This is a genomic window from Kluyvera intermedia (genome assembly GCF_021440345.1).
Classification (GTDB): Bacteria; Pseudomonadota; Gammaproteobacteria; order Enterobacterales; family Enterobacteriaceae; genus Kluyvera; species Kluyvera intermedia_A.
This window is the reverse complement of sequence record NZ_JAKCNS010000048.1, coordinates 31251-43760: the sequence shown is the minus strand read 5'-3', so window position 1 is coordinate 43760 and position 12510 is coordinate 31251. Positions and strand designations below refer to the sequence as shown.

Genomic DNA, 12510 nt, shown 5'->3' with positions numbered 1-12510 from the left:
GGAAAGCATTGGCGAATTTTGGGCGTAGAAGACCCTGAGAATGCGTTATCTCAATTCGCTATACACGTCATCCTGCTAAACCGGTGGGGTGTAAACGGGCCGTCGAAACGGCCCGCTGTCGTTATATATTTCCTAAAGCACGCAGTATTTTTTCTGCACTGAAGTGCCACTCGCGCAACCAAACGCCGCAGGCATCGTGAATTGCGGTGGCGATAGCCGGTGCCGCGCCGTTAACGCCAATTTCGGAAATTGATTTCGCGCCGAAGGGGCCGACCTTATCATCGCTGGGTACCAGTACCGCACGGAAATCACGTGGAATATCGCCGATTTTCGGTGCGCCGTAGGTCCGCAGGTCGCGGGTGAGGGGATGGCCGTGGGCATCATAGATAATCTCTTCACTCAGGCTGTGGCCGATGGCGCGCATGGTGGCGCCGTAGATTTGCCCCAGCGCCAGTTCCGGGTTAACTGGGGTGCCGCAGTCGAGTAAGGCATAAAACTTATCAAGGCGAATTTCCCCGGTACGGGTATTCACTCCGAGTTCGACAAAGTTTGCGCCATAGGGGAAGGCGAAGTCAGGCGTGATGTAGCAGGCTGTGGCAGACAGAGCGCCGAAGCCCGTACCGGTTTCCCCCAGATGAGCAATATCACCAAAGCTCACTTCACCGCTCTTACCGCGAACGACACCCGGTGTCGCAATGATGACGTCGGCTAACGGTTCATTGAGCATTTCAGCGCCATGGAACAGGATTTTATCACGCAGATTTTCCGCCGCTTTGCGCGCCGCGTTGCCAGAGAAACAGGTTCCTGAAGAGGCATAAGCGCCTTTATCAAACAGTGCGCTATCCGTATCACCGGAAATGACCTGGACGTCAGACAGCGGGCAATGCAGCACTTCGGCGGTCAGCTTGGCGACAACCGTATCCAGCCCGGTGCCGATATCCGCGCCGCCGGACTGCACGATAAAGGTCCCGTCAGACTCCAGCTTGATTAAGCAGTTCGCCTGGTCGATATCCGGAATGCCTGATTTCTGCATAATAATCGCCACCCCGCGGCCGATGCGCCAATCGCCGTGGTGTGATTTTGGCGATGACCACTGGATCATCTCCCGGCCCTGGCGCAGGATCTCCTCAAGCGCGCAGCTGGCGGCAGAAGGCACCGACGTTGGGGCTTTACCTTCACCGATTGCGCCAAGGATTTTGAGCTCCTGGCCTTCATGCACGCGATTGCGTTCGATGATTTCCAGTTGATCGATTTGCAGCTGTTCTGCCAGCTCCGCTAAAGCCATCGTCATGGCGAAATTGCCTTTTGGGGCGCCATAGCCTTGATAAGCGCCGGTCGGGCAAATATTGCTGTAGTAGGTCGTTACCTGAAAATCGACGTTATCACAGGGATACAGCGGCAGCGACAGCGCAGGGCCATTGCAGGGAACGGTCAGCGCATGATTACCGTAAGGCCCGGTGTTGGCGCAGAAATCCATTTTTACGGCGGTCAGCCGACCATCTTTTTTCGCCCCGAGTTTAACCGTCACCTTGGCGACGTGGCGCGAGGTATTGGCAATAAACTCTTCCTCACGGGTATAGCGGAAATAGACCGGACGCCCCGTCACGCAGGTCGCCCAGGCGCAAACCTCTTCTAACAAAATGTCCTGTTTTGAACCGAAGCCGCCACCAACACGTTCCTTGATAACGTGAACCTTATGCTGCTTCATGCCGACAAGGCGTGCGACCTGGCGACGAACGTGCCACGGAACCTGGGTAGACGCGTGAATGACTAAGCGATCGCCATCCATTCGCGTAAAGCACACGTGAGGTTCTGCCGGACACTGCTGCGCCTGAGTTGAACGATAGGTTCGTTCAATAATGACGTCGGCATCGGCAAAGCCTTTTTCCATATCGCCGATATGGCCGTGGATGCTGGCGGCGATATTCTTACGCGGGCGCGAACCAATGGGGAAATTAACGATCATATGCTCGCCGCGTTGGGTGGCATGCTGATTATCTTCCTCCAGTGTGTCCGGGGCTCCGACACCGTAAATGACTGGCTCATCGTGCACTACCGGCGCATTGTCCGCCATCGCTTCGTCAATCGACATGACGGGTTTAAGCACATGGTACTCAACATTAATGAGGGCGAGTGCGGACAGCGCAATCTCTTCGCTCTCGGCTACCACGGCAGCTACGCGGTCGCCGACGTGGCGCAGTTTTTTGCCAAACATTCGCCGGTCTAACGGCGATGGCTCTGGCGCACTTTGGCCGCCGGGCGTGTAGTAAATATCCGGGCAGTTACGATGGGTAATGATATGAACAACGCCAGGCAGGGCCTCCGCCTGGCTGACGTCGAGATGCGTAATCAGCGCATGTGCGTGCGGGCTGCGTAACATTTTGATGACGCAGGCATTGGCGGTTACGCGATCCTCAACATAGCAAGGTTTGGCCTGCACCATGATGGCGGCATCTGATTTAGGATGCAGTTTACCGACCACGTTAAGATCGGGACGGAAGGTCGGGGCGATAGTTGAGGTGGCGTCAGGATTGGCTTTCCGGGCAATAGCGAGTTCGATGACCTGATAATATTGCTGCCAGCCAGCGTCCCGACTGAACAAACCGGAAAGTGCGTCATCGATCTCTTCGCGGGTTGGGGCTGCAATTCTATCGAGAAGATCGGTAATAATGAGTGCCGCCGCGGGATCGTTATAGCCAGACTGAACGACGCCAACATCAATCATCGCCTGTTGGACAAGGCTGGGCTCGTTCCATTTGCCCAATGATTCTGCGGTTAAAATGACCGCCTGCTCCAATTGTGCGGCAATCAGCAAGGAGGCATTGACGATATGGCCGTTAAAAATAATGGCGTCAGAGCCGGCAAATCCAAAACCGTCATCGCTGTTACGTACTGAATGCATGCCGAGTTTAAACAGGAGTTTCTGCACGTTTTCACCCACGTTGACTCGCATTTCCTGGGTGATACCGTTTAGCGTAAAATGAACCATCATGCTATTTCCTCCCCCATTTGCTGGCAGTCGGCATAGAGATCTGCCACGACAACGCCGGTGATATAGCGTTTATAGGCAATACTGCCGCGCAGATCTGCCTGTGGGAAAATTGCGCTAGCGACGGCCTGTTCCAGCGCGCTGCCTTCTAGCCTTTGCGCTTCAATATCGCGCAGGCGCTGCGTGTGCGGCGTGACGCCATTAAGGGCAATTCGCACACCGTCATGTTCAGTGAGTGCGACCGCCGCAGTGACAACCGTTAACCCCGCTTGTGAGCGGCTGATTTTGCGCGTCGCGCAGAAACGATAGGGATCTTTAATCACGATTTCGGTTATCAAACGGTCGTCCGGATGGGCCAGATAATCTTCCAGCGCCAGCGTTTCGCCATTACCAAACAGCAGCAAGGTGTCCAGCGCCAGGAGTACCGGAAGTAATACGGACTCTTCCTGGCGAGCGGCGATTTCTCCACCAAGAGTGGATTGATTACGAAGGTGTCGGGAATAGACAAACCCCAGCGCGTCGTAAAGTGCGGAAGAGATAAAATGGGTATCGCGCAGCATCTGTAGAGATGTCATGGCGCCAATACGCAATGTGCCGTTATCCCAATCGACCCACGATAGTTCTAAATCGTGAAGCGAGATAGCAATGCGCTTATTGGTACGCGTTGGCGTTGCGTTGAGTTTGCTGCCGCCAGCAAACCAGGTGGCTTCATCCTGATAGCGGCGTTTAAGCTCAAGAGCCTGTTCGACAGAATCGGGCCTGAAAAATTGTTCGATCATAAACTGTCCTTATGCTCCTCTCTTTAGAAATGACTGAGAGCCTGTATCGGTAGCGGCCTTTCTGGCCGTGAGTAAATCGAAACGTATTTAGAATTGGGATATATGCAGCAACGTCCATACCACACTTACTGGTCGATGGAATAAAAAGAGAATTATGTGAGTGACTTCTAATTCTGAATCGACTTTGTGAAATACATCGCTTTTATTGCGCGGGAGATCTATTTGTTGGTTACGTGAGGTATTGTCTTTTATTATTTTTATCGAATTCCCGCTAATGATGGGAATCTCTCATTATGATAATGATAAATGCAGGATGACTCCTGAGAATATGATGAATAAGAGACGTCCCTGTCTCTTTGGCGGTATTACTGTTCTTGCTCACAGGCCCGCACGGTATTCACAATGGTCTGATAGCCGGTACAGCGGCACAGATTTCCAGCCAGGCCGCGGCGAATTTCAAGAATGGTGAGCGGCGAATTATGCGGTTTAGCCAGCATTGCCGTGGTGGCCATGATAAACCCCGGCGTACAGAAGCCGCACTGGATGGCGCCCGATTCGGCATAGGCTTGTTGAATCGGTGAAAGCTGCTCGCCGCGAGATTCGCCTTCCAGCGTCCGAATCTGTTTCCCCGCGGCCCAGACGGCCAGATAGAGACAGCTATCCACGGCAATACCGTCAATCAGCACGGTGCAGGCTCCGCATTCCCCCACGCAACAGCCCTGTTTGACGCTCAGATAACCCTGTTCCCGAAGCAGATCTGCCAACGGCATGCCCGGAATTATATCGGCTGCAAAAGCCATTCCGTTGATGGTGCATTCCAGCTCGATTCTGTCAGTGCGCTTCATAGCAGCTTTCCTCCCGCCGCGATGACGGCTTCGCTAATGACCTTTCGGGTCATGGTCTGGATGAGGTGTAGACGAAATTCTTTACTCGCGCGCCAGGATGAACGCGGTGCAACGTCCTGAAGAACGGCTTCGCAGATAGCGTTCAACGTCATCTGCGTTAAAGGCGCATGATGCGCGGTTTGCTCGGCGTGCTGACAGTGGATAGGCGTTGGGGCCGCCACGCCGAAAGCCAGACGTAATTCATCAATGCAGTCGCCCTGTAGACGGCAGCGCGCCGCACAGCCAATTGTCGAGATATCCATCGCATCGCGCATGGCGTATTTAAAATGCGCGCTGCCGGTGTGGGCGTCTGAGGTCACCGGAAAATGGAACGCGGCGACAATTTCGTGTTGTTCAAGCGCAACCTTGCCGGGGCCGGTATGAAAACCCTGTATTGGGGTAAACCTCATGCCCTCGGGGGAGTGGATTTCCAATGAGGCATCGTAAATCAGCGTTGGCGTCGCGGAGTCTGCGCTGGTGGCACCATTACAAATATTGCCGCCGTAGGTGGCGACGTTACGAATCTGCGGGCCAGCGATGGATGCCGCGGCAGCGCACAGGGCAGGGAGGTGTTGCCGGGTTAACGGATGCTCGATCAGTTCGGTGAAAGTGGTGGCTGAGCCAATGCGTAACGTTCCTTCCGGGGTGAACGCGATGCCGCGCAGTTCGCTCAACCCATGGATATCGACAATATGGCGGTAGCGGGCGTTGTGATGATGGAGTTGAATCAGCACATCGGTCCCCCCTGCGAGCAATTTAGCCTGCGGGTTGTTGGAAAGCAGGTTGATAGCTTCGGAAATCGTGGTGGCGCGATGATAAGTTGCAATATCAAACATGGTGTTATCCTTAAACCAGACCGGCCTGCTGGAATGACTCAAACAACCGTTTCGGCGTCAGCGGCAGCGTATTAATGGCAACGCCTGTCGCCATGCGGACGGCGTTACGGATAGCGGCAGCGACCGGAATAATGGGCGGTTCCCCCAGCGATTTATGCCCGTACGCGGACTGCGGCTCCAGCGTCTCAACAAAAGCGCTCTCCAGGGCCGGAATATCGGGCATCGTCGGCATTTTGTAATCCAGCAAATTGGGGTTACGCACGATGCCGCTTTCAGCGTCAATGATCATCTCTTCAAATAACGCCCAGCCGATACCCATGCCCATCCCACCATGAACCTGTCCTTCAGCCAGCAATGGGTTGAGTATTCGGCCCGAATCATGGACGTTGAGAATGCGGTTGATAGTGACTTTACACAGGTCAATATCAACGCTCAGATCGACAAATGTGCAGCCATAAGCCGGCGGGTTGGTGGTGGTTTTCACCGAACTTTCCGCCGAGAGCTGGCCGCCGCGCTCTGGGTGATAAAAACTATCCATCGCCAGGTCTGCCAGAGAAAGGAGCGGCGTCAGCGGGGCGTCGATAAGAATGATATTGCCGTTGCTCAGCGTCAGATTTATGGCGGATTGGTGGAGCATAACGGCCGCATAGTCGATGATTTTTTCTTTCAACATCTGGGCGGCTTTGCGCAGCGCCGGAGCGGCAACATAGCTTTGGCGCGAAGCGAATGCGCCGGGATCGAACGGCGTAACGTCGGTATCTTGCGTTGAAATCACGTGGATGTAGTTTATGGGGACGCCGACGGTTTCGGCGACCATTTGCGAAAATACGGTATCCGCGCCCTGGCCTAATTCGGTTGCGCCGGTCTGTACATGAATACATCCATCCTGGTTCATCAGCAGACGAGCGCCGGAGATTTCCACGCCAACGGGCCAGGTATTGGAGGTATAGCTGAAGCACGCGACGCCAACGCCCCGACGAATACGTCCCTGCTGATTGAGGCTCTCCTCACGTCGTTTATCCCATTCGAACAGCTCACGGCCTTTTCGCAGGCACTCGGGCAGCCCGGCGCTATAGATGGTTTTCCCGGTCAGCGGGTTGGTATCACCTTCGCATGCGGCATTGCGCAGACGCACATCCACCGGGTCGAGACCTAATGCCGCCGCCGCGTCATCCAGCATCGCCTCAACGGCAAAGACGACCTGCGGTGCGCCATATCCGCGCATAGCTCCTGCGGACGGTAGGTTGGTATAGCAGGTCTTAGCCCGATAAGCGTAGGCGCTACGCGGATAGAGATAGGCCACTTTATTGCCGCCGGCGGAGGCGATGGAGTGGCCGTGCGAGGCGTAGGCCCCGGTATTGGATAGAACATCCAGGCTAAAACCTTTTAAGGTGCCATCACGGTTCAACCCTAGCTTGCCATCAAGCGTAAAGGCATGCCGGGTACGGGATGCCAGAAAACACTCCTCACGGCTCAGGGAGACTTTGATGGGAATACCGCCAAGTTTGGTGGTGAGGAACGCAGCCATGGGTTCTTCGAGAACATCTTGTTTATTCCCGAAGCCACCGCCGACAAAGGGCTTAATGATGCGAACCATTGACCAGGAAATACCGAGCGATTGCGCCACGACGCGGCGGACGATATGCGGAATCTGCGTACTCGAAACAATGGTGATACGGGCATTTTCTTCCATCCAGGCAAAGCAGGTGACGCCCTCCATATGGCAATGCTGAATGACCGGCGTTTGATATCGCCCCTGTATCTGGTAGTCAGCCTCATCGATGGTCTGTTGGACGTCACCCGTGGACATTTCGCTTTGCTTGAGCAAATTACCGCCGGGATGAATGTTGACGGCATCCGCGGCGAGGGCCGCTTCAGGGGTGGTAATAACCGGCAGTGGCTGCCAATCCACGTGGACTCGCTGCGCTGCTTTTTCCGCCGTCAACTCATCTCTTGCGACGACGATAGCCACGGCGTCGCCGTGGTGGCGGACATGGCGGGTGAGCAGTTGGCGATCGGCAACGTCTTGTTTGCTTTCATCCAGCATCCAGGCGTGGCCCGCTGTGGCAAATGTAATATCGGGGATATCTTCCCAGGTAAAGATAGCCAGTACGCCCGGTAGGCTTCTGGCCTCATCACAATCAATATTGTCGGCATAGCCGTGTGCGATAGGGCTGCGGACGTACTTTGCGTAGCACATACCGGCCATCATATAGTCATCGGTGTAGCGCGCGCGTCCTGTGACCTTAGCAATGGCATCGACACGCATACACCTGTCGCCAATCACGGTCATATCTCGTGCTTCCATTTCACTCCCCTTAAGATGAGAATCCTCTGGTCAATATGATGAACAGGCAATAATTACGCCATTAATAGGAATGGGATATTTGGCAGTGAAGAATTGTGAGCTTTATATAAAATATTTTTTGCTGACTTCGGAATGTGTTAGTGGATATTTCAAGAAGGGTGTCAATTTGATAAATTCTAACTCATTATGATAATGGTAAATTTAATGACGGCTGACTCACTGATTTTCAATGATTATTGCGGGGTGGGATATCTGTTGTTATTCGGTATAGAAAATGGCGCCGGTTTTATCTTTGTTCGCCGTTATTTCGCCATTAGGTCCGTGATTCGGGTGAACAAGCACCGTTTTGCCGGGTTACTGGCAGTAACCCGGCTACGAGCAGGATGTTGTTACACCATGCCCTTCAAACGATAAATCCACTCCAGAGCCTGACGCGGGGTTAATGAGTCCGGATCCAGACCCTCCAGCGCTTCAACAGCGGGTGAAACCTCTTCCTGAACGGACAGCAGTGACATTTGCGTCCCGTCGACCTGGGTCGCCGCTGCATTAGGTGACAGGCTCTCCAGCTCGCGCAGCTTCTGACGCGCGCGCTTGATCACCTCTTTTGGCACGCCGGCCAGCGCCGCAACCGCCAGACCGTAGCTCTTGCTGGCCGCGCCGTCCTGCACGCTGTGCATAAAGGCGATGGTCTCGCCGTGCTCCAGCGCATCCAGATGCACGTTGGCGACGCCTTCCATTTTCTCCGGCAACTGGGTCAGTTCGAAGTAGTGGGTGGCGAACAGGGTCAGCGCTTTAATCTTATTCGCCAGATTTTCCGCGCAGGACCAGGCCAGCGACAGACCATCGTAGGTGGATGTGCCGCGCCCAATCTCATCCATCAATACCAGGCTGTGTTCGGTGGCGTTGTGCAGAATATTGGCGGTTTCGGTCATCTCCACCATAAAGGTTGAGCGCCCGGACGCCAGGTCATCCGCTGCACCGACGCGGGTAAAGATCCGGTCGATAGGGCCAATTTCTACGCTTTGCGCTGGCACGTAGCTGCCGATATAGGCTAGCAGCGCAATCAACGCGGTCTGGCGCATATAGGTACTTTTACCGCCCATGTTCGGGCCGGTAATGATCAGCATCCGGCGCTGCGGCGATAGCGTTAGCGGGTTGGCAATAAACGGCTCGTTCAGTACCTGTTCGACCACCGGATGACGGCCTTCGACAATACGAATACCGGGTTTATCGCTAAACGTTGGGCAGGTATAGTTCAGCGCATATGCCCGTTCTGCCAGGTTGATCAGCACGTCCAGTTCAGCCAGCGCGCTAGCGCTTTGTTGTAAATCGGCCAGATGTGGCAGCAGCAGGTCGAACAGCTCATCGTACAGCTGTTTTTCCAGCGCCAGCGCTTTGCCTTTCGAGGTCAGAACTTTGTCTTCGTACTCTTTAAGTTCCGGAATAATGTAGCGCTCGGCGTTTTTCAACGTCTGGCGGCGCACGTAGTTGATTGGCGCCATGTGGCTCTGGCCACGGCTAATCTGGATGTAGTAGCCGTGAACCGCGTTAAAGCCCACTTTTAAGGTATCAAGCCCGGTACGCTCGCGTTCACGGATCTCCAGACGATCGAGATAGTCGGTCGCGCCGTCGGCCAGCGCCCGCCACTCATCCAGCTCTTCATGATAGCCGGGAGCAATCACGCCGCCGTCGCGCACCAGCACTGGCGGCGCATCGATGATTGCGCGCTCCAGCAGTTCACGCAGCTCGGCAAACTCGCCCATTTTCTCACGCAGCACCTGCACTGGCGTGCTGTCGACGTTCTCCAGCTGCGCGCGCAGTTCCGGCAGCTGCTGGAAGGCATGACGCATACGCGCCAGATCGCGTGGACGGGCGGTGCGCAGCGCTAAACGCGCCAGAATACGTTCCAGATCGCCAACCTGACGCAGTATTGGCTGCAAATCCGCCGTGGCATCCTGCAAGGCACCAATGGTTTGCTGGCGCTCGGTCAGTACTTTGGTATCGCGCACCGGCATGTGCAGCCAGCGTTTGAGCATACGGCTGCCCATTGGCGTGACGGTGCAATCGAGTACCGACGCAAGGGTATTTTCCAGCCCACCGGCCAGGTTCTGGGTAATCTCCAGATTGCGGCGGGTGGCGGCATCCATAATGATGCTGTCCTGCTGACGATCCATGGTGATGGAGCGAATGTGCGGCAGGGAAGTGCGCTGGGTATCTTTCACGTACTGCAACAGGCAGCCAGCTGCGCACAGACCGCGCGGTGCGCCTTCAACGCCAAAACCAATCAGGTCTCGGGTGCCGAACTGCATATTCAGCTGCTGACGCGCGGTGTCGATTTCGAACTCCCACAGCGGGCGACGACGCAGGCCGCGACGTCCTTCAATCAGCGAGGTTTCGGCAAAATCTTCGGCATACAGCAGCTCGGCAGGGTTCGTGCGCTGCAGTTCGGCAGCCATGGTTTCGCGGTCCGCGGGCTCGCTCAGGCGAAAACGCCCGGAGCTGATATCCAGCGTGGCGTAGCCGAAACCTTTACTGTCCTGCCAGATAGCCGCCAGCAGATTGTCCTGACGCTCCTGCAACAGCGCTTCATCGCTGATGGTGCCGGGCGTCACGATACGCACGACTTTACGTTCAACCGGCCCTTTGCTGGTGGCCGGGTCGCCGATTTGTTCGCAAATGGCGACGGACTCGCCTTGGTTTACCAGCTTGGCAAGGTAGTTTTCTACCGCGTGATACGGGATGCCTGCCATCGGGATAGGTTCACCGGCTGAGGCACCGCGTTTGGTCAGGGAGATGTCCAGCAGCTGCGATGCACGTTTGGCATCGTCATAAAACAGCTCGTAAAAGTCACCCATCCGGTAAAACAGCAGAATTTCAGGATGCTGCGCTTTCAGCTTCAGGTACTGCTGCATCATCGGCGTGTGGGCGTCGAGATTGTCGATTGTACTCATCCGTTTACGATGTCCATTTTCTTAGAAATCTTGAAGGTTCTCTTGATGACTCATTTGATGTCGCGGGATCGTATTCGATCCAAATCGTTTTTCATGAGTACGTAGGCTGCATGATAACGGAGTCTGAATGTCAGGAAAACAACAGAGGCGGTATCGCGATGAAAAGCTGTCTGTCCGCAGTCGGTCCGTGCTCGCGATAAATTTATCTAACCGATCTTTTACTGAGGTTGTCATTAATACGCATGATATTACCGCTATAATCCCCGACTTTCCGCACTACCATCCTTCTGAGTTCAGAGGCACATCTCTATGACCTGGCAACAATTCAAACACACCTTCTTGATCAAATTCTGGTCCCCGGTGCCGGCTGTGATCGCCGCCGGTATTCTCGCGACCTATTACTTTGGCATCACCGGCACTTTCTGGGCCGTGACCGGCGAGTTCACCCGCTGGGGCGGGCAGCTACTACAGCTGACCGGCGTGCACGCGGAAACCTGGGGCTATTACAAACTGATTGGCCTTGAGGGTTCACCGCTGACGCGTATCGACGGCATGATGATTATCGGCATGTTCGGCGGCTGTTTTGCCGCGGCGCTGTGGGCAAACAACGTGAAGCTGCGTTTGCCTAAAAGCCGTATCCGCATTTTTCAGGCGATCATCGGCGGGATGATTGCCGGTTTTGGCGCGCGTCTGGCGATGGGCTGTAACCTCGCCGCGTTCTTTACCGGCATCCCTCAGTTCTCGCTCCACGCCTGGTTCTTTGCGCTGGCGACGGCGATAGGGTCATGGTTTGGTGCCCGCTTCACACTGCTGCCGATGTTCCGTATTCCGGTGAAAATGGTCAAAGTGTCCGCGGCTTCTCCGCTGACCCAACGCCCCGATCAGGCGCGTCGTCGCTTTCGTTTGGGAATGCTGATTTTCGTTGGCATGATTGGCTGGGCGCTATTAACAGCGGTCGGTAGCCCGAAACTGGGTCTGGCGATGCTGTTCGGCGTTGGCTTCGGTCTGCTTATCGAACGCGCACAAATTTGCTTTACCTCGGCGTTTCGCGACCTGTGGATTACCGGGCGCACGCAAATGGCGAAAGCGATTATCTTTGGTATGGCGGTCAGCGCCATCGGTATCTTCAGCTACGTCCAGCTGGGCGTGGCGCCGAAAATTATGTGGGCTGGCCCAAATGCGGTCATCGGCGGATTGCTGTTTGACTTCGGTATCGTATTAGCCGGCGGCTGTGAAACCGGCTGGATGTACCGCGCGGTAGAAGGCCAGGTGCACTACTGGTGGGTGGGGTTCGGCAATGTGGTGGGCTCCACCATTCTGGCCTACTACTGGGATGACATTTCCCCGGCGCTTGCCACCAACTGGGATAAAGTAAACCTGCTGACCACCTTTGGCCCGCTGGGCGGCCTGTTGGTCACCTACGGTCTGTTATTGATTGCGCTGCTGCTGATTATCGGTTGGGAAAAACGCTTCTTCCGCCGGGCAGCCACCGCTAACGTTACCGCGAAGGAGAGCGTATGAGCACGATAGTTCCTGATTACCGTCTGGATATGGTCGGAGAGCCTTGCCCGTATCCCGCAGTGGCTACCCTTGAGGCGATGCCACAGCTAAAAAAAGGCGAAATACTGGAAGTGGTGAGCGACTGCCCGCAGTCGATTAACAACATCCCGCTGGATGCCAAAAACCATGGCTACACGGTGCTGGACATTCAGCAGGATGGGCCAACCATTCGCTATCTGATTCAGAAGTAATCGGCCGCTCTC

Annotated in this window: 8 protein-coding genes; 2 read left to right on the top strand and 6 right to left on the bottom strand. The window is 55.2% G+C overall.

The features are described 5' to 3' along the window. Positions 1-121: 121 nt before the first annotated feature. From LZ634_RS15290 to mutS, 6 genes are all read right to left on the bottom strand, one after another. Complete coding sequence (locus LZ634_RS15290) at positions 122-2992, bottom strand: molybdopterin-dependent oxidoreductase Mo/Fe-S-binding subunit (protein WP_234506816.1); 2871 nt, start codon at positions 2990-2992, stop codon at positions 122-124. After that, a complete protein-coding gene (ygfM, locus tag LZ634_RS15285; RefSeq protein ID WP_234506814.1) occupies positions 2989-3768 on the bottom strand; it encodes a molybdopterin-dependent oxidoreductase FAD-binding subunit in 780 nt (259 codons plus the stop codon). The genes LZ634_RS15290 and ygfM overlap by 4 nt, the downstream gene beginning before the upstream one ends. A gap of 365 nt (positions 3769-4133) precedes the next feature. Further along, complete coding sequence (gene xdhC, locus LZ634_RS15280; protein WP_234506812.1) at positions 4134-4613, bottom strand: xanthine dehydrogenase iron sulfur-binding subunit XdhC; 480 nt, start codon at positions 4611-4613, stop codon at positions 4134-4136. Beyond that, on the bottom strand, positions 4610-5488 hold the full coding sequence (gene xdhB, locus LZ634_RS15275; protein ID WP_234506810.1) for a xanthine dehydrogenase FAD-binding subunit XdhB: 879 nt from the start codon (positions 5486-5488) through the stop codon (positions 4610-4612). The genes xdhC and xdhB overlap by 4 nt, the downstream gene beginning before the upstream one ends. A 10-nt stretch (positions 5489-5498) precedes the next feature. Beyond that, on the bottom strand, positions 5499-7796 hold the full coding sequence (xdhA, locus tag LZ634_RS15270) for a xanthine dehydrogenase molybdenum-binding subunit XdhA (protein WP_234506808.1): 2298 nt from the start codon (positions 7794-7796) through the stop codon (positions 5499-5501). Between the two features lie 389 nt (positions 7797-8185). Further along, entirely contained in the window at positions 8186-10747 is a 2562-nt protein-coding gene (gene mutS / locus LZ634_RS15265) for a DNA mismatch repair protein MutS (protein ID WP_234506806.1), read from the bottom strand. 309 nt (positions 10748-11056) lie between these two features. Here mutS and yedE point away from each other — a divergent pair, with 309 nt between their 5' ends. Continuing rightward, on the top strand, positions 11057-12268 hold the full coding sequence (gene yedE / locus LZ634_RS15260; RefSeq protein WP_234506804.1) for a selenium metabolism membrane protein YedE/FdhT: 1212 nt from the start codon (positions 11057-11059) through the stop codon (positions 12266-12268). Further along, positions 12265-12498 (top strand): sulfurtransferase-like selenium metabolism protein YedF, encoded by a 234-nt coding sequence (gene yedF, locus LZ634_RS15255; protein WP_234506802.1) that lies wholly within the window; start codon positions 12265-12267, stop codon positions 12496-12498. Before yedE ends, yedF begins: the two co-directional genes overlap by 4 nt. The last annotated feature ends 12 nt before the right edge of the window (positions 12499-12510 follow it).